The sequence below is a fragment of the Pseudescherichia sp. genome (genome assembly GCF_032052675.1).
GTDB lineage: Bacteria > Pseudomonadota > Gammaproteobacteria > Enterobacterales > Enterobacteriaceae > Pseudescherichia.
The window spans coordinates 40,702-61,019 of record NZ_DAMBWA010000004.1 but is presented as its reverse complement, the minus strand read 5'-3'; the positions used below and the strand labels follow the sequence as shown (position 1 = coordinate 61,019).

Genomic DNA, 20,318 nt, shown 5'->3' with positions numbered 1-20,318 from the left:
CCTCTGAGCGACGTAGCGGTGGGTTGCCGTATCTCCGCTACGTTACTCATCCAGAGAGCAGCGTGGTACCGATAGCCGCACCGTTCTTACCGCTGTGTTTGATCTGATACATAGCCAGGTCGGCCTGGACGAGCGAGGTGACAAAATCATCCTCGTCCAGGGCTTGTTCGATGCCAATTGAGGCGCCCACGCTGGCTACGCCGTTGGCCAGCTCAAACGGGGTTAATGCGGCCTGCAGACAGCTCTGGGCAGCGCGGGTAACCTGCGCATCATGGAGAGCAAAAGGCAGCAACAGGACAAATTCATCTCCGCCAAGCCGTCCAACAACCGTGCCCGGCGGACAGGCGTCGCGCAGTCGCTGGCTAAGCTGCATCAGCAGCTCGTCGCCGCTGCGGTGGCCAAAGGTATCATTCACGTTTTTAAAATCATCAAGATCGATAAAGGCCACGCAGAGCGCACCCGCCATCTTTAATGCCTCAAAATGCTGAATCAGGGCATGACGGTTGGCAAGACCGGTGAGCGGATCGTGATTCGCCAGCAGGGCGAGCTGCTCCTCGTACTGCTTCTCTTTGGTCATATCGATATGCGTGCCGGTGACCTTTAGCGGCTGGCCGCTATCGTCCCACTCGCTGACGCGCCCCCGGTCAAGTACCCAGGTCACGGTGCCGTTTTTATGTTGCATACGGTGCAGCGCTTCATAGAAGGGCGTTTTGCCATGTAGATGACCGTAAAAAGCCGCCAGCACCCGCTCTCTGTCATCTGGATGCAGGTGCTCCTTCCAGACTTCAAAGCGCGCGCTAAGCTCTTTCGGCTGATAGCCCAGCATTGAGCCCCAGCGACGGTTATAGATAATCAGCTTGCCGCTGGGCACATCCAGCTGCCACAGGCAGAGGCCAGTACCGTCTAACGCCGCGCTGAGCTTGCTGCGGGCGTCACGCGCCAGCCGCACCAGACGGGCGTTGTGCTTCTTCAGATTCTGGATCTGCTGCTTAAGCGCGAGTTCAGACATACCGGCCGATTAGCTGTAAATAAAAAACATTCTTACTAGTTATTTTTTTGTTGTAAATACGGTAAGGGAAAAAGAGGAAACGTAATCGATTTCAAAAGGTGACCGGGCGGGAGATGCCCGGTCGGAAAGCGTCAGGCCTGGCGCTTATCTTCCGTGTTATTCGCAAAGTCGCTGGCGTCGTGGCGCTCATGCAGCTGCTCATTAAGCGGCCCATTAGCGCGGTTAACGATGCGGCCACGCTGTACGGCAGGGCGTCCCGCAACCTCTTTCGCCCAGCGCAGCACGTTTTTATAGCTGCCAGCGTCGAGAAACTCTGCCGCGTCGTAAACGTTGCCGAGCACAACGTTACCGTACCAGGGCCAGATAGCCATGTCGGCGATGGTATAGTCATCGCCCGCGACAAACCTGTGCTCGGCAAGCTGCTTATCGAGCACGTCGAGCTGGCGCTTGGCTTCCATCGTGAAGCGGTTGATGGCGTACTCAATTTTTACCGGCGCGTAGCTATAGAAATGGCCGAAGCCGCCGCCGAGAAAGGGCGCTGAGCCTTGCAGCCAGAAGAGCCAGTTCAGCGTTTCGGCGCGGCCAGCCGGATCGGTTGGCAGGAAGTGGCCGAACTTTTCTGCCAGATAGAGCAGAATCGAGCCGGATTCGAAGACGCGGGTGGGCGGGGTAGTGCTGTGGTCGCGCAGAGCAGGAATTTTGGAGTTCGGGTTTACCTCAACGAAACCACTGGAGAACTGGTCGCCCTCGCCGATGCGAATCAACCAGGCGTCATACTCCGCCTCGCTGACGCCTTTTTCCAGTAGCTCCTCGAGTAGGATCGTGACCTTCTGGCCGTTCGGCGTGCCGAGGGAGTAGAGCTGCAGCGGATGTTTGCCTACCGGCAACGTTTTTTCATGCGTCGGGCCGGAGACCGGGCGGTTGATGTTGGCAAACGCGCCGCCGCCGGATTTATCCCACGTCCACACTTTAGGTGGCTGATAGCTGTTGTCTGACATAGCGATTCCCCTTTCATTGATTTGATAAGCAGTGTAGCAGGCGCGTGATATCACCTGCCTCTCTTCAGGCCAGGATGCGCTCGGCCCAGACGCTTACGTCGTCGCCGCTGCCCAGATCGGCCTGTACCAGCCCGTTGACCATAAAGGTGGGCGAGACGTGGATACCGTTCTGACGGGCATACTTGCAATGCCACTTAATAACGTTTTGCAGATCGGCGCGGGCAAAGGGCTCGCTTACGTCGACGCCGCTGTACTTATCGAGGCGCGCGATAATCTGCCGCGGCGTAGCGTCCAGGTTAGGACCACCGCAGTGATCGGTAAACTCAAACTCCTCTCTATGGTCGGCTACCGCCTGCATGACTTTATGTGCGGCTTCCCTGCCGTTCGGCAGCGTGGAGGCAGCAAGGATGTAACGGACGATCAAACCGGAGTACATATGCCACGGCTGTGACTGCAGGCGGATTTTTACCGTGACCTTGTCCTCACCGACATGCTTAAGCAACGCGTCCAGTTTATTAAAGGCTTTAACCGAGAAGGGGCAGGTGGGTTCCAGAAAAACTTCAAAGGTACGTGGGCCATGTCCCCACGCCAGTGGCTGTGATTGTAGTGCTGTTTGCTGGTTCATCTCTTTTCCTTTTTTATCGATGTCGACAGGCAGTCTACTCCACTTTTTTGGCAATGGGGTTAGCGAAAAAATGCACATATTAGTGACTATTCCGGGCAAGGAGAAATGTTAGGATTTTACAACGTCTTTGACGGGCTAATGGCTTTCTGCAATGGCTTCAGAAAATAGGTGTTTAATAGAAAAACCCGATAATCGTATAAATTATCGGGTTATCCGCTATTAACGGTAACAACTTTAAGAAGAGAGCTTACGCAACGCTACCAATGGCTTGCACATAAGACTGACCCTCTTCATGCTCAACGTTTACAATGTGACCATTGCGCATTGCATTTTCCATAAACTGAGCAATATTAAACATATCATGAGCAAGCACGAAATCCGTGTCTTTAGAAACACTCATCTGGTCTGGTAATACGTTGAACGCGATCATATTGGTCGTTGTATTATATTGCATTAATGTAATACGGCCGGAAGTAACGGTGATAGCCATGATCTTTTTCCTCATTTAGATAGGTACTGTTTTTTTGCCTCCCAATAAGGGAGCCACGCAATAATGTCTTAATGAGGAGAGCTATATTGCTCTTCATTTGCCCGGTCTGAGGGCAAAAAAAATAAGTATTTTCTTAACCCGTGGATCGGGACGGGCAGGGCGGTGTGAAAGGCTCAAAAGCAAAAAACCCGCCATAGGCGGGTTCTTCTGAATAGTGGTGCCCGGACTCGGAATCGAACCAAGGACACGGGGATTTTCAATCCCATTGCCGGAAAGTTAAATTTTTTGCCTTTGTGTTACAGAGATGTGAATAATCGCTAACGCATACATCCAAACCATTGTTTTGGATGTGCAAAATGACAATACTTCCCGTTATCTCTCCCAAAGGTGGAGAAGGCAAATCCACGTTTGCTGCTTACCTTGCCGGTTTTCTTGCCGATGCTGGCCTGAATACCCTTCTTGTGGATGCAGACTATTCCCAGCCCACAGCCAGCAGTATCTTCGCGCTGGAGCATGAATCCCCATTCGGTCTCTATGAATTGTTGATGCAGATGGTCAGTGACCATACGCAATGCATTTCGCAGACCGCCATAAAAAATCTCGATGTCATCTACTCAAACGACCCGGACGAACTGTTGCCGACCGCGATGCTCCACGCTGCAGATGGCCGTCTTCGCCTGCGTAACATACTTCAGCATCCTTTCTTTAACCGTTATGACGCCATTATTGTGGATTCTAAAGGCGCAACAGGCGTTATGACTGAGCTTTCCCTCCTGTCCTCTACCGGTAATGTGATGGGCGTTGTTAAACCCATCCTTCCGGATGTCCGTGAATTTATCCGCGGCTCCCTTCACATGCTTACCCGCCTGAAAACCTATGAAAATTACGGTATCCGCCTTCCTGATATTTCCATTCTCGTCAACTGTATCGAAAACACTCTGCTTGACCGTGAAGCAATGGACGGTCTTGCCGCCATCATTAACGAAAAACATTACGACGCCTCTGCGCTGGGCAACCGTGACGTTTATCGTTTACTCAATACCCGTATCGAGGCGCTGGATATTTTCAAACTGGGGCACGTCAAGCAGCAGCCCGTGCATCGTCTGGAATACAAAACACGCCGCAAAGGTCCGGCCGCAGCCGTCACCATGCACGACCTCGCGTGTGAACTGTTCCCTGAGTGGCAGAGCCATTTCAGTGACGTTCTGACCCGGGAGGTGCGTCATGTCTGAGATGATGATGCCCTGCTCTTATGAGGCTGAGCAGGCCGTACTGGGCGGACTGATGCTTGATAACGACCGGTGGGATGAGGTGATACTGCAAATCTCCCCGGAAGATTTGTTTTCCCGGCCGCACCGTATGGTCTTCCGCGTCATGGCCGAGCTGGCCGGAGAAGGGCTACCGCTCGATCTCATCACTATTACGGAACGGCTGGAGAACAAAGGCGACCTTGAACAGTGTGGCGGCTTTGCTTATCTGGCTGAAATGAGTAAAAACACGCCGTCTGCAGCCAATATCCTTGCTTACGCCGGCGTGGTGGCGGAGAAAAGCCGCCTGCGGCAGCTGATGACAGTGGGTAACAGTCTTCTTTCCGATGTGCAGGCCCCGAAAGCCAGCTCGGCCGGCATCCTTGAGTCGGCCGAAGGTAAGCTGTTTAACATTGCCGAACAGGGAGCCATGCAGCTCAACAGTGAGACCGGCGTTAACGAGGCGCTGGATAAACTGCTGACGCATCTGGAAAGTATGTCCGCCAGTGACGGCCTCACCGGCACACCGACCGGTTTCAGTGAACTGGACGCGATGACCTGTGGTCTCCAGCCCGGCGATCTGGCCCTGCTGGCCGCCCGTCCTTCCATGGGAAAAACGTCGCTGGCCATGGCCGCCTGCACCGCGGCCGTGGGCGCAAAACCTGACGATCACGTCTTTGTGTTCAGTCTTGAAATGCCCTCAGAGCAGCTGATGATGCGCCTGCTGGCGATGGAAGGCCGGGTGGAACTGTCCCGGCTTCGCAGCGGCAACATGGATGATGAAGACTGGGCTCGCGTGTCAGCGGCTACCGGTCGCATTATTGAATGGAAAAACCGTCTGATCATTGATGATACCAGCTACCAGACCCCGGCTACACTGCGCGCCCGCGCCCGTCGCTATGTCCGCAAATACGGCAGACCCTCTCTCATCATGCTGGACTATCTGCAGCTTGTCCGCTCCCCCGAGCAGGAAAACCGCACGCAGGAAATAGCGGAAATTTCCCGCTCGCTTAAGGCGCTCGGTAAAGAGCTGGGCTGTCCGGTACTGGCGCTTTCCCAGCTCAACCGCCTGGTGGAGCAGCGGGCCGATAAACGCCCTAATAATGGTGACCTGCGTGACTCTGGTGCGCTTGAGCAGGATGCAGACCTCATCATGTTTATTTACCGGGATGAGGTTTATAACCCCGGCACTCCTGATGCCGGGGTGGCTGAGATCATTGTCGGCAAGCAGCGGCAGGGGCCAACCGGCACGGTGAAAGTCAAATTTGACGGGCGTTATACCCTCTTTTCGGAGTTTCAGGAAGGCAGCTATGACTTCGGTTACCGCAGCGGGAGGAAACAGGCATGAGCCGTAAAAGTTCTAATGTGGGGGCTGCCATGCTGCAGCCCGGACGCCAGTCGCAGGCGGCCGGCAATATCAGCGTCATGCCGGCGGCTGAAATGCCCATGGTCCTGACGCTCGACCAGTTAAGCCCGAATCCTGATAATCCGCGAACATCACGCAATCCGCGTTATGACGATATCAAGGCTTCCATCCGTTCGCGCGGGCTGGACACCGTACCCAAAGTCACCCGTGACCCGGATGGTGAGCCCGATATGTACATCTTCAGCGACGGTGGTAATACACGTTATCAGATCCTGTCAGAACTGTGGCAGGAGACCGGAGAAGACCGTTTTTTCCGTGTCCATGTGTTGTTCAAGCCGTGGCCGGGACGGCTGCAGTGTGTTATCGGCCATCTGGCAGAGAATGAAGTGCGCGGGGAACTGAGTTTTATTGAAAAAGCGCAGGGGATCCACAAAGCCCGCTCTATATATGAAGAGCAGTTAGGAAAGCCAGTCTCTTTACGACAGTTGTCAGAGCTTCTGACCCGTGAAGGTCTGCCGGTACATAATTCAACTATCAGCCGTATGGAAGATGCACTGAAATATCTTTTTCCGTGGATCCCAGACCTGCTTGAGTCCGGGCTCGGCAGGCCTCAGATAACGGCGCTGCTGGCGCTCCGGCATGATGCTGAACGCGTGTGGGATGAGTTTTGCCTGATTTCAGACACAGGCGACAAATCCTTCAGCGACGTTTTTGGCCAGTGTTGTGGCCGTTTCAACTCACCGGAACTGTGGTCTCTTGAGATGTTTCGCGATGAATTAATTGGTGATTTACTGCATGCGCTGCCCCATCCGGAGCTGGATTATGACCGCTGGATGATGGAACTGGATCCTAAAGAACGTAACCGCAGACATCACTTCGGCGATCCAGAACCGGTGTCCATCCCTCCCGTAAACAGCCTCGTCACCGCTGACTCTGCAGGTCAGGCCACACCGGCGCAGAAGTCTGTTGAGGTCGCGCAGCCTTTCTCCAGTCCACGTCGTGAAATCTCAGGAGAGCCGGTAACGCCCGCCCCGGATAATACCCCACCTGAAAAACTGGATAAACAGCCCCCCCGGCATGAGGTTCAGCCAGATATGTACGGTGCCGCGCCGGTCATTTCAGGTGAGAGCGGGGATGTTAGCGGGCTGGTTACCCTCTCCGATGGGTACGGAGAAGAGAATGGTGGAGAAGAGGACAATGGGGAGGATGGCCTGCTTTCTCTTTTAACACCAGAACCTGAAGTTGTCCTGCAGGATGACGCGCCAGTGACTAATGACAGCATCTGGCATGTGCCGGCCCATCAGGACGATATCGAACACCTGCAGAATACCGCTTTTCGTCTGGCCTGGGAGCTGGGTGAGGTCCTTGGCTGCGAAGATGAAATTCTTCCGCAACGCGACAATGACATGTCTGCCGGTTACGTCGGGGCAGGTGAGGTGTGTTCTGAAGCCGCCGCATTTCTGCTGGGCCTGACCGGCGAAGCGCCTGCGCTGCATCCTGCGGCAGGAGTGTGTGGTCTGCCGGAGCTTTTCACCGGCGGCCCGGGTGAGGGGGAAGCACCTGCACTGACAGATGAAGATGCTCTGAAACTGCTGCGCCTGATGCGCGTTATGCGCCGTCTTCGGGAGCTGCAACGCGGTCTGACGTACGGGGAGGATAACAGTGATGAATAACTCACAGCGACAGTTGCGACTGCTGAATCTTGTCAGGAAACTGCTGAAGCTGGGCCGCAGCAACAGTAATGCCCATGAGGCAGGACTGGCCCTGCAGCGTGCCCAGAAGCTGATGGCCAGATACGGTATCAGCGAGCTTGACGCCAGTCTTACATCTGTGCGCGAGGCGTCTTCCCGCACGGCCCCTTCGGATGCTGAAAAAGTTCCGGAATGGATGGTGACCCTTGTCCGGGGCGTCTGTCATGCCTTTGGCTGCCGCGCTTATTACTCATGGCGTCAGACCTCTGCCGGGTATCGCCGTTCGGTAACCTTTTACGGATTCAGTGAAAAACCTGAGATAGCAGCCTATGCCTTTGATGTGCTGACGCGCCAGCTGAAAGATGCCACAAATTCTTATCTCAAAACCCAGAGTAAGCGGCTGAAACTGGCCACACGCCGGGCGAGAGCGGAGCAGTTCCGTGACGGCTGGGTATGTGGGGTGCGTGAGGTGATATCGGCAACTGACATCAGCAGCGAGGAGGAGCAGGTGATGAGCCACTGGCTGGAAAGCCGCAGTATGAAAACAGTCACAACCCGTGAACTGAAAGCCTGCCGCGGGGCGGATACAGCACGTTATCAGGGGTATGAAGCCGGACAAAATGCCCGTATTCATCATGGTGTCAGCGGCCGGGGTCCGGCAGCCATTGGTTACCGTCAGGATTAAGGGGGAATGATGAACAGTTTATCTCAGGCTGCCAACGGATTGCTGATGCAGCTGGTTATGGATCTCAGAAGTGGCTATCTGCGCCGCTGCGAATCGCTGGGACTGAACCGCGAGGAAATGCAGATGCTGCAGGGGCTCTCGCTCGAAGAGCTTCACTACCTTTCCGGCAGTGAGGTGTCGATCATCAGTGTGGGCATCAATCACGGCAATCTGGTGCGCATGCTGCAGCAGGCCCGGACGGAACAGAAACGACTCCAGCGTATCGATCGGGCGCTGGCGCTGGGCGGCTCCATTGAACTGATGGCCAATTACTTCGGGCTCTCCAGTACGGACGTGGCGGCCCGCCGTCGTATTGCCGGTATCGATGTCCGGCCGGGGCGCGGTAACGCACTGGGTGATGAGGAAAACGCCGCCCTGTGGCGTCAGTGGCAAAAGTCCGGCGTTGAAGATGCGGAAAGTGCTGACGGGCTGGACGTAATGATGCTGGCTGCAGAACAGATGAACGTCTCGCTGACGTCCGTCTGGCATGCCGTCCGCGGCTGGCACAAAACCCGGCAGCCTTCTCCGGCACGAACGCCGGTAAGGAAGACGGCATGAAATACAGGATGGTTGCGCCGGGCCTGCGGGCTCCCCATGGTACGCCGCCGCAATGCTGTCAGAAGGCGTTACGTCAGGTTCGCCGTTTCCGGCAGGGGGCGCGTAATTACACCCGGCTCGATGAGAAAGGCTGCGGTTACTACAAAATCGATCTCGGCCCGTTCTGGCGTTTGCTGAGTCGCAACGAAGGCCGGACATGGCTTCTTCTCAGCCACGAACGCTATAACAGCGCCATACGGAAATAGCAGCATGACAGCCTGTTTACCCTGCACCCGTACGCGGGTGCATTACTAAGCATACTGACAGTTCAGAACGGCCGTGATGGCGGCCGAAAAGGAAAAATAATGAGTCTGCCTGCAGAAAGCCTGATTGCTTATACGCTGGATAAAATGAATGCCCGCCTTGCGGCCAGACCCCGGCGGGATGATGGCAGGATACGTAACGGCCTGCTGTTTACCGGAAATGTGCATGATTCCATTCCCCGCCGGCTGTTGCTCGACACGCGGTTGTCACCACTGGACAAGATGGGCTGGATGATGATCCGGCTGTATGCACAAAATAATGAGGGGGCAGTTTTCCCCAGCTATGACGAACTGCAACTGCAGCTTGCCTCACCCGGAAAGGGGAAAGCCTCAAGGGAAACGGTAAGCCGCGTCCTGCTTATGCTACGAATAACCGGCTGGCTCAGCCTCTGTAAACGCGTGCGGGATGATAAAGGGCGGGTGCGGGGGAATATCTATGCTCAGCACGATGAGCCCCTGACGTTCAGCGATGCGGAAACGCTCGACCCCCGCTTCCTTGATACGGTGGCGGATGCCTGCCTGAGTAAAAACCGGACTATCAGCCAGACCGCCCGCGAAGTGCTCGACGATATAAAAAACGACCCCACCATGCGCCATTATCGCAGCCATCTTGCGCTGATCGAATCGCGTCTGGACCGCCCACAGACGCCCAGCCAGATGGCGAAACATCATCACCGAATACCCCGTCCCGCACCGGGTTCGGAAACCGAACTCAGTCATAAACGGCCAGGAATCATCGCTAAAAAACAGGGTTCGGATACCGAACTCAGCCCAGAAAGATACAACAATTCACTGAGTTCGGAATCCGTACTGCCAGTAAAAACAGGCAGTTATGACCGGGTTCGGAAACCGAACCATTACGTACGTAGTATCACACACAGTGTGAATAAAAATACGTACGTACCGGGTAAACCTGTGCTTCCCGACAGTTTGCATGAACTTGTGCCGGCAGAAGATATTGCCATGCTGACCGCCCAGCTGCAGGCGCTGCCTGAAGAACAGGCACAACTTGTGCTGCTCAGCCTGCAAAAGGTGATGGCACGCCAGCAGCTCAGCAACCCGGTTGGCTGGTTGCTGGCCGTAATGAAAAAGGCCCGTGAGGGCAGGTTATACGCGCCCCGTCAGGCTGATGATTCGCCTGAGAGTGCCGTGCAAAAAAATGCTCAGCGTCCTGAACAACAGCTGTGGAAGCCAGAACCACGTTCTTCTGTCCATCCTGTATCGGAAGAGAACATACGAAATTTGGTTAGAGATATTCGTAGAAAGCTAAACGATAGATAGCTACTTCTAGAACCGGAGGTTAAAAAACAACCACCGCTGCGAGTGGCAGCAGTGGTTAAAAAGCAATCGGTGCTGCGAGTGGTAGCAGTGGTTAAAAAGTAATCGGTGCTGCGAGTGGCAGCAGTGGTTAAAAAGCAAACAGTGCTGCGAGTGGCAGCGGCGGATAAAAAATGTACAGCACTGTATGGGTCTGGTTTGAGTAAAACATGAAAGGATTTTATCTTTTGATTTTTAAGCAGTTTGAGGTGTCATTCTATATAACTGACTACTTCAACGCCCTGAGCCAGCCCGCTATGAAGCCATATAAGTGAATTTCCGAGATTAGGGATCTGGTTTCTAGTTGTCCCCAAGCTCCTGCCTGAAGAGTATCACTGACTCAGGTCGAACCTGACCGGGATCTTACAGGAGATGATTTCATGACCACTGAAAATGAAACGCGAAGCGATAAACCGGGCGGACTCACATCCTCCCTGAAAATCGAGATCCACTCAAACTATGCTATCCGTCTCTGGGAAGGCCGCCCGCAGGCTCAGGCGAAGGAGGGTGTAAAGAAAGTTAAGCATGCCATCATGAGTATGCCCCAGGCTATTAAGCGCTCAGGAATTATTTATCAGGATTCCCTGGCAGATAACCCATGGGCAGATGAGGCGATGTTCAGGGTTGAAACGCTTTTGAATGAAGCTGGAGAACATATCAAAAGCCGGGTAGAAGAACTTGAGGTCATATTGAAATCAGTTCCCCCTGCTGTTTCATTTTCTGACATTGCCTCCTCGTCTCCACTTAATATAGGCGTATACAGTCGTTCTCCGCTGGGTTACAGATGTGTATGGGTACTCGTCGGATATGACCAGATGGCCCTTAAAGCATTCCAGGCGGCTCATTACGGTCTCATATCCCGCAACCGTCGCGATGAACTACTGAGCCATTGCGCTCACTTAATCAGAAAAGTATATGGTGTGCTACGCCTTTATCGAACCGTCAAGGTTAACCGTGCTGACATAGCAATCCAGACTAAAGAAGCACAACAGGCAATAGAAAAACTGGGCATGCCCGATACTGACATTCTTACTGGTAAGAAACGCTCTTCCTTTTCTCCACCTCTGAGAAAAGCCGTTCAGGAGGAGAAATAATATGATTCGCCCTGTGTTCCTCCTCACCTCCTTCTTTTTACTGAGCGGATGCGCAACAACGGACTGGGCTGCGATTAATAAACAGGTCAGCGATACCGCTGCGAACCTGACAAAAACGTTAGGCGGCAACGACAGCGGAGAAAGTGGCGGGATGCCGCTGATGAGCCCGGCGGGGCAACAGGCCATGCAGTCCGTCGATAAAACGTTCTCCGTGCCGGTCGATGTGGATACCGCGGCGGCCCGCCTGAAGCGCCATTACAAATTTATCTCCACACAGGAGCTTGAGGCACTGCGGCAGGCCGCAAATGACGGGGACTGGAAAGCGGCGGCAGAAGATGATGCGCATCCCGTCTGGGACGCCATGCCGGGCAGCTACTACAAAATGGGCTCCGACTGGAACGGACGTGATCACCTGGATATCGAAATCGAGAAAAACGGGTCCGGCAGCAGGCTCTATGTTGTCTATCGCTCATCATCATCACAGCGTCTGGCCGGGTCCGGCGTCACGAAGCTGATGAATGATGTCCGCGCTGTTGCGGCGGGTGAAAAACGCTGATGCGGGAGGCAACACATGCAACTCTTTCTGTGTGAAAAACCCTCCCAGGCAAAGGATATTGCCCGCGTGCTGGGTATCAGCAAGCGTGAGCAGGGATTTATCAGCGGCGGTAACATCGTTGTGACCTGGGCGGTCGGCCATTTACTCGAAACTGCCAGCCCTGAAGCCTATGGCGAGCAGTATGGCAGGCCATGGCGTGCCGATGTTCTGCCTGTGCTGCCTGAGGCCTGGAAAATGGTCGTTAAAGAGCAGACAAAATCGCAGTTCACCGTTATCAGTAAGCTGCTCAAAAAGGCGTCTGAAGTGGTCATCGCAACCGATGCCGACCGCGAGGGCGAGGTGATCGCTCGTGAGCTGATGGAATACTGCCGCTACAGTGGCGCGGTACGCCGGCTCTGGTTGTCAGCCCTGGATGAGGCCAGTGTGAAGGAAGCACTTAGCAGTATTCTTCCGGGGGAAAAAACAGCCCTGCTGTATGATGCCGGCAAGGGCAGGAGCCAGGCGGACTGGCTCATTGGCATGAACCTGACGCGTCTTTATACCCTTAAGGCCCGTGACTCAGGGGTGTCAGAAGTGCTGTCCGTCGGGCGGGTACAGACGCCGACGCTTGCTATGGTGGTTAACAGGGATAATGAAATCACATCCTTCGTGCCAAAGCCCTGGTGGCAGGTACATGCGCTTATTGAAAAAGAGGGCGTCCGGTTCCGGGCAGTCTGGGTGCCCGTTGAGCAGTACTGTGATGAGGAAAAGCGTTGCATCAATCCCCAGGCCGCCCGGGCGGTGGGGCAGTTGTGTCAGCAGCAGGGCAGGGCTGTGGTACTGGAGGTAACACAGAAGCGGGAAAAAACGGCGGCCCCCCTCTGTTTTGACCTGGGCACCCTTCAGCAGGTCTGCTCCCGAAAGTTCGGCATGGGCGCAAATGATGTGCTCGCCATTGCCCAATCCCTCTACGAAACCCACAAAGCGACCACCTACCCCCGGACAGATTGCGGTTTCCTTCCAACTTCGATGCAGCAGGAAATACCCGACGTTCTGGCGGCAGTGGCAAAATCCGATCCCGCTGTGGCCCCGGTACTGAATCAGCTGGACAGGAAGTTTGTCTCGCGTGTCTGGAATGACAAGAAAATCACCGCGCACCATGCCATCATTCCCACCCGACAGGCATTTGATTTGTCGCGCCTCAGCGCCGATGAGCTGAAGGTCTACCATCTGATTCGCCAGCATTATTTCGCCCAGTTCCTTCCGCTGCAGGAATCTGACGTGACGGAGGCGTCTTTCAATATCGGTGGTCAGCTGTTCCGTACACGCGGGAAAGTCGGTGTGGTGACGGGCTGGAAGTCATTGTTCCAGGCTGAAAAAGATGACGATGAAGAGGACGTCGACGGTGACAGTATGGCGCTGCCGGCGCTGGCAAAAGGGGATATTTGCGCTGTCACCGGTTCTGAGGTTAAAGATATGAAAACCAGTCCGCCTAAACCGTTCACGGAGGGGACGTTGATTGCTGCCATGAAGAACGCGGCCAGTTTCGTCAGTGACCCGAAGCTCAAGAAAGTGCTGCGTGATAACGCAGGTCTGGGCACAGAGGCGACGCGTGCGGCAGTACTCGAAACCCTCTTCAAACGACACTATCTGGAGAAAAAAGGGAAGCACATCCACTCAACGCAGATGGCCCGGGAGCTGATTGCGGCCCTGCCGGAAACGCTGACGAGCCCGGGCATGACCGCATTATGGGAGCAGGCACTGGATGATATTTCGCAGGGGAAAATGTCGCTTGCGGTCTTTATGCAAAAGCAGCTGCAGTGGACCCGTCACCTTGTCGAAAAAGGCCGCCAGGACAGTGTGAAAATCACCGCTCCCGTCACGCCCCCTTGTCCGTTATGCAAAGGGCCCACACGTAAACGCAAAGGTAAGAAAGGAGATTTTTGGGGTTGCGTGCGTTACCCAGACTGCAAAGGTATTATTAACACCAACGGGAAAAAGACCACAAAGCGCAAAAAAGCAGCATCAGGGACAAAAACAGAATCATCCGCACAGTGATGAGTTATTTCACTGTACAACCCCGGGCCGGGTTCTGCTAATGTGACTACGCTTCGATATGTACCCCTTTGCCGGAGGCAGCCAGCTTAACTTTAACGGGATTAATCTGGCAACCGGCACGACGGTCTGCCATCGCACATCTGGCAGGAACTGTAAGACGCATGCGCTCCGTGAAAATCGCGTCGGGAACGGATCCCCGGAGTAGTGAGATACATTAAGGTCTGGTACAGCCCCCACGGCGTTGCATATGCAGCGCCGTTTTCATTTCTGGTTTTATGGGTTGACACCAGGCTTGTTTGGTTTAAAAATCAACAGTGCTTACCGCTGTTTTTCACAGCCAGCTAAAGTTTCAGCAGTCTGAGAGAAACGCCTTAGGGTGACTGCCAGCTAACGTTTCACCGGTCTGAGAGAAACACCTTCGGGTGACCGGAAAATCCTCGCAGCCTGAGAGAGGATACCTTCGGGTGGTAAATCCGTTTAACCTCTGGAAACGGATATCACTGCACAGTGATTGAGGTCCTTTCAACATACCAGACTCTCAGGATTCAACCGATCCTGACCCCCGACGGGAAACCACTCCCGTCAGGGCAGATGGTTTCTCCGCCGTACCTTTTTTTACCTCCATGGAGAAAACATCATGTCTGCAAACAATACTTCTGCATCTGCAAAATCTGAGTACTTCAACCTGACTATCAAAGGCATCGGGTATCTCAGCAACATCCGCCAGGTTAACCATCAGAATGGCTCGTTCCTCAGCTGCGTAATAAATGCACTGAGTGGTCCGACTGATAATCCGGCCTACGTCCGTTTTGACATTTCTGTCGCAGGTAAAGAGGCAACCAGCCTTATCGCCCGCTGCCAGAAAGCCGTCGATGAAGACAAGAAAGTCCTGTTGGGCTTTAACCTGAGTAACCCGTCCACGGACATATTTACGCTGAACAAAGGCGACCATGCCGGCGAACAGCGCGTCAGTCTGAAAGCCCGCCTGATAAAGGTGGACTGGATCAAAATAGGCCAGGAAATGGTTTACAAGACTGAAAAATCTGACTCCGTGCCGCCGCAGAATGGCTCTGCCGCACAACAAAACTACGCAGAAAACTCATTCTGATGCGCACCTGACACACCCCGTTCGCGGGGTGTTTCTTTATTCCTTACAGGAGAAATGATTATGTCCTCACGCGGCGTTAACAAGGTTATCCTTGTCGGAAACCTCGGCCAGGATCCTGAAGTTCGTTATATTCCCAACGGCAGTGCAGTTGCCACCCTTTCTCTGGCCACGTCTGAGAGCTGGCGCGATAAGCAGTCCGGCGAACAGAAAGAAGTGACCGAATGGCACAGGGTGGTTATTTTCGGCAAGCTGGCAGAAATTGCGGGTGAATATCTGCGCAAAGGCTCCCAGGTTTACATCGAGGGTCAGCTGCGCACACGCAAATGGACCGATCAGGCCGGCCAGGAGAAATACACCACAGAGGTGGTGGTCAATATTGGTGGCACCATGCAGATGCTTGGCGGCCGCCAGTCCGGCAGCGGACAGAATACGTCTTCCCGGAATGACTGGGGGCAGCCTCAGCAACCTTCAGGACCGACTCACAGTGGCCAGGCCTCCGGCAGCAGTGCCGGTGCGCCACCGATGGACTTCGATGACGATATACCGTTCATTGGATTCGGGTATGACTGTTCCAGAGTGGCAATTCACGCCCTCTGAATTAATGGAGCTTTGACTGTTATGACTGTCTCTGACAAACTTCAGGAAGCAACTTTTTATGTTGCATCTTATGTTATCCCCGGAGCATATCTGTTCTGGCGGTTTCTTCACTTTTTGACTAACGGAGGCTTGTATGGGAGCACGTTACGATTCAGACGTTGTTGCCTGGGCCAGTGAACAGGCAGCTTTACTGCGTGCCGGAAAGCTCAGTCAGATTGATATTGAGAACATCGCCGAGGAGATTGAAGACGTGGGCAAAAGTGAAAAGCGTGAGCTGGCCAGCCGTATGGCTGTCTTACTGGCCCACCTTCTTAAATGGAAGTTTCAGCCAACCCATCGAGGTAAAAGCTGGGAGTTAACCATTAAAGGTCAGCGTGATTTGATTGTACGACGTCTGAACAAGACGCCGAGCCTGAAAAGCGCGTTTTCTGATCCTGAATGGCTTGCGGATGTGTGGTTTGACGCCCGCGCCGATGCTTCCAAAGAAACCGGCATAGGTCTGGATATCTTTCCTGAAGACAGCATCTGGACAACAGATACTATTCTCAGTAACGAGTTTTACCCGGACTGATTACTGTCTGTTTCACCGCAACGCCATCCTTTCGGGTGGCGTTTTTTTTCATCAACGGAAAATCAGTTGTTAATTGAGTGAAACCGGACCGATTCCGCACAGTGAGGGCTGTTTTATCACTGTACAGGAAAATTCCGGATGAAACGTAACACCTCTCACAACGTATTTTCACCAGGCAGGCTTGCCACTGTTCTTCCCCTGCTGCTCCTTGCGGGCTGTGTTTCCCAGCCGCAAAAGTTGCAACAGCGTGCGCCTGCCGACCCGACACCCGGCACCACCGTCACCCGCAACGTTCAGCCGGTCTCTCCGGACGAGTATGCGCGGACGCCGGAAGTGGTGCGCTACGATCGTTATCTGCTGGTCAGCACCGATCCGCAGGCGGCCCAGCGTGACCCTCTCTCCCAGATTATTGATATCCGTATCCCGTCATCCCTGCATCCTACCGTGGCGGATGCGCTGCGTTACGCCCTGCGCCAGTCCGGTTATTCCCTGTGCGCGACAGGCTCCGCCAACGGCGTGCTTTACCGCCAGGCATTGCCGGCGGTTCAGTACCAGCTGGGCCCGATGCGCCTGCGTACTGCCCTGCAGGTCCTGGCCGGTCCGGCCTGGCAGCTTGAGGTGGATGATGTACAGCGTGTGGTCTGCCACAGCCTGCGCGACGGCTACCAGCTGCCGGTCTCCCAGCTTCCGCCGCCGGTCAGCAGCTGGTCCACGCCTGCGCCGTCCGCCGTGTCACAACCGGCCATCAGCGCCCCTCAGTCAGTACCCGTTAAACCTGTCAGCGGAGGGTTTCTGAGAAAATGAGCGAACAGCAACCATTCCATACTGACCCCGCTCCGGCTCGTAAAAGATTCAGCTGGCGTCCCCGCTGCCGCCTCATCTGGGGCGCTGCCAGCGGTGTGGCGCTGGCCGGCATTCTGGCGCTGGGCTACACCGCCTTCAGTCTGGGCATATCGAACCTTGATGAACGCCTTGCACGCCTTGAATCTCAGGGCAGTACAGCGGCCACTGTTGAGACAGTCGCGGCCCTGCAGTCAGATGTGACCACGCTCAAAACCGGCCTGCAGGATACCCGGAAAAAACTTGGTGAGATGCAGCAGGAGCTGAGCGCTGCTGCGAAACAGGCCGGCAGCGACGACGCCGTGCGTCAGTCATTGCGAACCCTTCAGGACGCCCAGCAGGGGCTGGAAACCCGCCTGAGTGCGCTGACTGAGCAGCTGACAGCGCTGAAATCACAGCCGGCACCCGCACCCGCCGCACCTGTCGCCGCACCGGTCAAAAAAAACGCGCCTGCTGCAAAAAAGCCCCGTCCCGCTGACACACGTCGTGCTGCTCCGTCCCTTCGCGTGGCCCGCAATGCGCCTTTTGTGCTGACGGGCGTGGAGAAGCGGGGGGCAGAGTCCTGGGCTGCCATCGCGCCCCGGGGCTACAGCAGCCTGTCGCAGGTGGCCCTGGTCGGAGAGGGCGAAACCGTTGCCGGCTGGACGCTGGTCAGTGCCGGTTATGGTGAGGCGACGTTTCGGGTTAACGGCCGCCTGACCGTGCTCAGAGCAGAATAACGGAGCGAATGATGAAACTGAAACACACCTTTTTAGCCGCCATGCTGCTGAGTCCCCTGACCCTGGCCGCGACCACATCAGGACAGACGGATGTCAGCCGACAGGAATCAACACAACGGGCGGACTCCGCACAGCAAAACCTGCAGCAGCAGGCCGGTCAGTGGGGACTCAGTGCCGACGATTATCAGCGTTATCAGCAGCTGATGAAGGGACCCCGGGGTACCCAGTCGCCGGGTCTCGATCCGCTTTCCACCCTCGGTATCGAGGCGCAGACGCCGGCAGAGCGCCGTAAGTTTGCTGAAAAGTGGGTGAAGGAAGAGTTTGCCCGCACCCAGAAAGAGCTTGATTTCCAGCGTGAGGTGAACGCGGCCTGGCAGCGCCTGTATCCGGGCACACTGCCGGTCAATATGGGGAACGCCTCCGGCGTGGCGCACGACAGTGGCGGCCGGCTGGCACTGTTCGTCAGGTCAAAAGACTGCGCAACCTGCGACGCGAAACTGTCTGCCGTGCTGGCTGACAACCGGCCGGTGGACATCTATCTGGTCGACAGCCAGGGCAGTGATGATGCGCTTCGCAGCTGGGCGCGGGACCATCACATTCCCGTGGAAAAGGTCCGCAAGCGCCAGATCACGCTTAACCACGACGGCGGCCGGTGGATGCGCTTTGGTAACGGCCTGATGCCGGTTTTACTGCAGCAGGCGGGAGACGGTAAATGGGCAATCGCAGCATTCTGACCGGCGCGCTGGCGCTGGGCTTACTGATGGCGGCCGTCCCTGACGGCCATGCTGACCAGACGGTGCCGGAGGGTTACGTCCGCGTGGCCATGGCGCACGGCGTGCCCCCCGAAGCGCTTTACTCGGTATCACTGAGCGAGTCTTCGCGCAAACTTCCCCGCGGAATACGGCCATGGCCCTGGACCATCAATGTGGCAGGCAAAGGGTATCGCTATGAGACGCGCCTGCAGGCCTGGCAGGCGCTGCAGGTCTTTATGAAGCGTCACCCGCTTAAGCGCATCGATGTCGGTATTGCCCAGGTCAATCTGGGCTGGAACGGTCATCATTTTGCCTCGACGTGGGATGCGTTTGACCCTTACACCAACCTGAACGCCGCCGCCACCATTCTGCGTGAGTGCTGGGCGCGTAAGCCAGGCAGCTGGCTGGATGCGGCCGGCTGCTACCACCATCCCGCAGGTGGTCAGCCTGCTGCACGTTACCGCGCCATTGTGAGAGGGCATCTGGCAAAAATCAGCCCTGCACCCCGCATTTCTGCGCCGGCAGCTGAAGCGCCCCGCTCGGTTGCTGCGCTCACCCCCGATCCAGGCTTCGTCTGGACTGAACCCGGGAGATAACCCTGATGAAAACGCTGTCCTTACTGCTGTTTACCCTCCTTCCCCTGACCGGCCATGCTGAACTGAATGTGATTGCTGATCTGGGCGGTGAAGATGCTGCGCCGTATTTTGAGGCCGTTAATAAACAGCCCGGCATGCCCGGCGTCAGTGACGTACAGCCTTCACGCCAGCCGGACCACGGTGTTCCGCTGGCTGACGGGATGGCGGGTATGTTACCCGTTAACACACCTGAACTGAGCCCGGGGAATACAGCAGACCGGCCGCTGCAGTTGCCCGGCATTGGGGCGTTGTTTCTGATCGGGGATGATGCTCTGTCCCGTGAATGGCTGAAAGCCAATGCCGGCGCGCTGGCTGAACAGCATGCGGCCGGGATGATAGTCAACGTCACAGACATGGATACCGTGCGCGAGCTGCGCGAGCTGGCACCCGGTGTCAGCCTGGCCCCGGCTTCCGGCAGCGAACTGGCCCGTCGCCTGCAGATTGCGCATTATCCGGTACTCATCACCGATACCGGCCTGACGCAGCAGGTTAAGCCGTGATGAGCGCGCCAGATATCAACGGTCTGCTGATGGCGCACCCTTACGGGGCGGTCATACTGGTTGTCCTTTTCCTGGTGGTGATGGCCTTTCTGAACCTGCGTCGGCGGGAGAAAGCCAGCACCCGCCGTCACCGGCGATACCGGGCAACGGCGGGGCGGGTACTGGATAAACTGACCCGCCTGCCGGGAGACGGGCAGCGTCTGAGCTATCTGCGCAAAGTCAGTCCCTATGTCTTTGAAGAGCTGTTGCTCTCTGCCTTTGAACGCCAGGGGCTGACCGTGGTGCGCAATGCCTCCTACAGCGGTGACGGCGGCCTTGATGGTCAGGTCATCATTGACGGTGAGCACTGGCTTATCCAGGCCAAACGGTACAGTCGTGCTGTTTCCCCCGCACATGTTGAGGACTTCGACCGGCTTCTCCTGCAGTCCGGCCGCCGGGGGCTGTTTATCCACACGGGCCGTACCGGAAAAATGAGCCGCACCATTCGCACGGCGTCACCGCGTCTGCGCATCATCAGCGGGCAACGCCTGCTGGCCATTCTCGCCGGTCAGGACGTCCGGCAGTATCTCTGAGGAATCTTTT

Annotated in this window: 23 protein-coding genes; 19 read left to right on the top strand and 4 right to left on the bottom strand. The window is 55.7% G+C overall.

Features of this window, described 5'->3' with window-relative positions; all coding sequences use genetic code 11:
- Positions 1–46 precede the first annotated feature (46 nt).
- From RTX96_RS07125 to RTX96_RS07110, 4 genes are all read right to left on the bottom strand, one after another.
- Complete coding sequence (locus tag RTX96_RS07125; RefSeq protein WP_312670620.1) at positions 47–1,009, bottom strand: sensor domain-containing diguanylate cyclase; 963 nt, start codon at positions 1,007–1,009, stop codon at positions 47–49.
- Between the two features lie 131 nt (positions 1,010–1,140).
- Entirely contained in the window at positions 1,141–2,007 is an 867-nt protein-coding gene (gene yghU, locus RTX96_RS07120) for a glutathione-dependent disulfide-bond oxidoreductase (protein WP_312670619.1), read from the bottom strand.
- A gap of 64 nt (positions 2,008–2,071) precedes the next feature.
- Entirely contained in the window at positions 2,072–2,632 is a 561-nt protein-coding gene (locus RTX96_RS07115) for a thioredoxin domain-containing protein (protein ID WP_312670618.1), read from the bottom strand.
- Positions 2,633–2,879: 247 nt separating this feature from the next.
- The gene (locus tag RTX96_RS07110; RefSeq protein ID WP_312670617.1) at positions 2,880–3,122 is read right to left on the bottom strand and encodes a hypothetical protein; all 243 of its coding nucleotides are present in this window, start codon (positions 3,120–3,122) and stop codon (positions 2,880–2,882) included.
- Between the two features lie 356 nt (positions 3,123–3,478).
- On the opposite strand from RTX96_RS07110, the gene RTX96_RS07105 reads away from it, so the two are divergent.
- The 19 genes from RTX96_RS07105 to RTX96_RS07015 all read left to right on the top strand — a co-directional run bounded on the left by RTX96_RS07105 (position 3,479) and on the right by RTX96_RS07015 (position 20,308).
- A complete protein-coding gene (locus RTX96_RS07105) occupies positions 3,479–4,354 on the top strand; it encodes a ParA family protein (protein WP_006777717.1) in 876 nt (291 codons plus the stop codon).
- Positions 4,347–5,717, top strand: a complete 1,371-nt coding sequence (gene dnaB-PI, locus RTX96_RS07100) for an SPI-7-type island replicative DNA helicase (protein WP_006777718.1) — start codon at positions 4,347–4,349, stop codon at positions 5,715–5,717. The genes RTX96_RS07105 and dnaB-PI overlap by 8 nt, the downstream gene beginning before the upstream one ends.
- The gene (locus RTX96_RS07095) at positions 5,714–7,408 is read left to right on the top strand and encodes a ParB family protein (protein WP_006777719.1); all 1,695 of its coding nucleotides are present in this window, start codon (positions 5,714–5,716) and stop codon (positions 7,406–7,408) included. Before dnaB-PI ends, RTX96_RS07095 begins: the two co-directional genes overlap by 4 nt.
- Positions 7,401–8,111 carry a DUF2786 domain-containing protein gene (locus RTX96_RS07090; protein WP_006777721.1) on the top strand — a complete coding sequence of 237 codons (711 nt, stop codon included), beginning with the start codon at positions 7,401–7,403 and terminating at the stop codon, positions 8,109–8,111. The genes RTX96_RS07095 and RTX96_RS07090 overlap by 8 nt, the downstream gene beginning before the upstream one ends.
- Before the next feature lie 6 nt (positions 8,112–8,117).
- Positions 8,118–8,708 carry a DUF2857 domain-containing protein gene (locus tag RTX96_RS07085; protein WP_006777722.1) on the top strand — a complete coding sequence of 197 codons (591 nt, stop codon included), beginning with the start codon at positions 8,118–8,120 and terminating at the stop codon, positions 8,706–8,708.
- Positions 8,705–8,953, top strand: coding sequence for a hypothetical protein (locus RTX96_RS07080; RefSeq protein ID WP_004115572.1), 249 nt, complete (start codon positions 8,705–8,707; stop codon positions 8,951–8,953). The genes RTX96_RS07085 and RTX96_RS07080 overlap by 4 nt, the downstream gene beginning before the upstream one ends.
- 99 nt (positions 8,954–9,052) lie before the next feature.
- A complete protein-coding gene (locus RTX96_RS07075; RefSeq protein WP_006777723.1) occupies positions 9,053–10,291 on the top strand; it encodes an STY4528 family pathogenicity island replication protein in 1,239 nt (412 codons plus the stop codon).
- 416 nt (positions 10,292–10,707) lie between these two features.
- Positions 10,708–11,421, top strand: coding sequence for a PFL_4669 family integrating conjugative element protein (locus RTX96_RS07070; protein WP_010615557.1), 714 nt, complete (start codon positions 10,708–10,710; stop codon positions 11,419–11,421).
- 1 nt (position 11,422) lies between these two features.
- Positions 11,423–11,977 carry a hypothetical protein gene (locus RTX96_RS07065; RefSeq protein WP_006777724.1) on the top strand — a complete coding sequence of 185 codons (555 nt, stop codon included), beginning with the start codon at positions 11,423–11,425 and terminating at the stop codon, positions 11,975–11,977.
- Positions 11,978–11,992: 15 nt separating this feature from the next.
- The gene (locus RTX96_RS07060; RefSeq protein ID WP_006777725.1) at positions 11,993–14,014 is read left to right on the top strand and encodes a DNA topoisomerase III; all 2,022 of its coding nucleotides are present in this window, start codon (positions 11,993–11,995) and stop codon (positions 14,012–14,014) included.
- A gap of 637 nt (positions 14,015–14,651) precedes the next feature.
- Complete coding sequence (locus RTX96_RS07055; RefSeq protein ID WP_006785950.1) at positions 14,652–15,122, top strand: STY4534 family ICE replication protein; 471 nt, start codon at positions 14,652–14,654, stop codon at positions 15,120–15,122.
- A 60-nt stretch (positions 15,123–15,182) separates the two neighbouring features.
- On the top strand, positions 15,183–15,719 hold the full coding sequence (locus RTX96_RS07050) for a single-stranded DNA-binding protein (RefSeq protein WP_006785953.1): 537 nt from the start codon (positions 15,183–15,185) through the stop codon (positions 15,717–15,719).
- Positions 15,720–15,852: 133 nt separating this feature from the next.
- A complete protein-coding gene (locus RTX96_RS07045) occupies positions 15,853–16,290 on the top strand; it encodes a DUF29 domain-containing protein (RefSeq protein WP_006785955.1) in 438 nt (145 codons plus the stop codon).
- Positions 16,291–16,428: 138 nt separating this feature from the next.
- Positions 16,429–17,094: a PilL N-terminal domain-containing protein gene (locus RTX96_RS07040; RefSeq protein ID WP_006785957.1), complete on the top strand. Its 666-nt coding sequence runs from the start codon at positions 16,429–16,431 to the stop codon at positions 17,092–17,094.
- The gene (locus RTX96_RS07035) at positions 17,091–17,849 is read left to right on the top strand and encodes a hypothetical protein (protein ID WP_020899224.1); all 759 of its coding nucleotides are present in this window, start codon (positions 17,091–17,093) and stop codon (positions 17,847–17,849) included. Before RTX96_RS07040 ends, RTX96_RS07035 begins: the two co-directional genes overlap by 4 nt.
- An 11-nt stretch (positions 17,850–17,860) precedes the next feature.
- Positions 17,861–18,583, top strand: coding sequence for a TIGR03759 family integrating conjugative element protein (locus RTX96_RS07030; protein WP_006785960.1), 723 nt, complete (start codon positions 17,861–17,863; stop codon positions 18,581–18,583).
- The gene (locus RTX96_RS07025; RefSeq protein ID WP_006785961.1) at positions 18,562–19,197 is read left to right on the top strand and encodes a transglycosylase SLT domain-containing protein; all 636 of its coding nucleotides are present in this window, start codon (positions 18,562–18,564) and stop codon (positions 19,195–19,197) included. Before RTX96_RS07030 ends, RTX96_RS07025 begins: the two co-directional genes overlap by 22 nt.
- Positions 19,198–19,202: 5 nt before the next feature.
- The gene (locus RTX96_RS07020) at positions 19,203–19,736 is read left to right on the top strand and encodes an integrating conjugative element protein (protein ID WP_006785962.1); all 534 of its coding nucleotides are present in this window, start codon (positions 19,203–19,205) and stop codon (positions 19,734–19,736) included.
- Positions 19,736–20,308, top strand: coding sequence for a restriction endonuclease (locus RTX96_RS07015; RefSeq protein ID WP_006785963.1), 573 nt, complete (start codon positions 19,736–19,738; stop codon positions 20,306–20,308). Before RTX96_RS07020 ends, RTX96_RS07015 begins: the two co-directional genes overlap by 1 nt.
- Positions 20,309–20,318 lie beyond the last annotated feature (10 nt).

Coding starts and splice junctions, on each gene's coding strand:
- RTX96_RS07125 (WP_312670620.1), bottom strand. CDS start 1,009: ATGTCTGAACTCGCGCTTAAGCAGCAGATCCAGAATCTGAAGAAGCAC.
- yghU (WP_312670619.1), bottom strand. CDS start 2,007: ATGTCAGACAACAGCTATCAGCCACCTAAAGTGTGGACGTGGGATAAA.
- RTX96_RS07115 (WP_312670618.1), bottom strand. CDS start 2,632: ATGAACCAGCAAACAGCACTACAATCACAGCCACTGGCGTGGGGACAT.
- RTX96_RS07110 (WP_312670617.1), bottom strand. CDS start 3,122: ATGGCTATCACCGTTACTTCCGGCCGTATTACATTAATGCAATATAAT.
- RTX96_RS07105 (WP_006777717.1), top strand. CDS start 3,479: ATGACAATACTTCCCGTTATCTCTCCCAAAGGTGGAGAAGGCAAATCC.
- dnaB-PI (WP_006777718.1), top strand. CDS start 4,347: ATGTCTGAGATGATGATGCCCTGCTCTTATGAGGCTGAGCAGGCCGTA.
- RTX96_RS07095 (WP_006777719.1), top strand. CDS start 5,714: ATGAGCCGTAAAAGTTCTAATGTGGGGGCTGCCATGCTGCAGCCCGGA.
- RTX96_RS07090 (WP_006777721.1), top strand. CDS start 7,401: ATGAATAACTCACAGCGACAGTTGCGACTGCTGAATCTTGTCAGGAAA.
- RTX96_RS07085 (WP_006777722.1), top strand. CDS start 8,118: ATGATGAACAGTTTATCTCAGGCTGCCAACGGATTGCTGATGCAGCTG.
- RTX96_RS07080 (WP_004115572.1), top strand. CDS start 8,705: ATGAAATACAGGATGGTTGCGCCGGGCCTGCGGGCTCCCCATGGTACG.
- RTX96_RS07075 (WP_006777723.1), top strand. CDS start 9,053: ATGAGTCTGCCTGCAGAAAGCCTGATTGCTTATACGCTGGATAAAATG.
- RTX96_RS07070 (WP_010615557.1), top strand. CDS start 10,708: ATGACCACTGAAAATGAAACGCGAAGCGATAAACCGGGCGGACTCACA.
- RTX96_RS07065 (WP_006777724.1), top strand. CDS start 11,423: ATGATTCGCCCTGTGTTCCTCCTCACCTCCTTCTTTTTACTGAGCGGA.
- RTX96_RS07060 (WP_006777725.1), top strand. CDS start 11,993: ATGCAACTCTTTCTGTGTGAAAAACCCTCCCAGGCAAAGGATATTGCC.
- RTX96_RS07055 (WP_006785950.1), top strand. CDS start 14,652: ATGTCTGCAAACAATACTTCTGCATCTGCAAAATCTGAGTACTTCAAC.
- RTX96_RS07050 (WP_006785953.1), top strand. CDS start 15,183: ATGTCCTCACGCGGCGTTAACAAGGTTATCCTTGTCGGAAACCTCGGC.
- RTX96_RS07045 (WP_006785955.1), top strand. CDS start 15,853: ATGGGAGCACGTTACGATTCAGACGTTGTTGCCTGGGCCAGTGAACAG.
- RTX96_RS07040 (WP_006785957.1), top strand. CDS start 16,429: ATGAAACGTAACACCTCTCACAACGTATTTTCACCAGGCAGGCTTGCC.
- RTX96_RS07035 (WP_020899224.1), top strand. CDS start 17,091: ATGAGCGAACAGCAACCATTCCATACTGACCCCGCTCCGGCTCGTAAA.
- RTX96_RS07030 (WP_006785960.1), top strand. CDS start 17,861: ATGAAACTGAAACACACCTTTTTAGCCGCCATGCTGCTGAGTCCCCTG.
- RTX96_RS07025 (WP_006785961.1), top strand. CDS start 18,562: ATGGGCAATCGCAGCATTCTGACCGGCGCGCTGGCGCTGGGCTTACTG.
- RTX96_RS07020 (WP_006785962.1), top strand. CDS start 19,203: ATGAAAACGCTGTCCTTACTGCTGTTTACCCTCCTTCCCCTGACCGGC.
- RTX96_RS07015 (WP_006785963.1), top strand. CDS start 19,736: ATGAGCGCGCCAGATATCAACGGTCTGCTGATGGCGCACCCTTACGGG.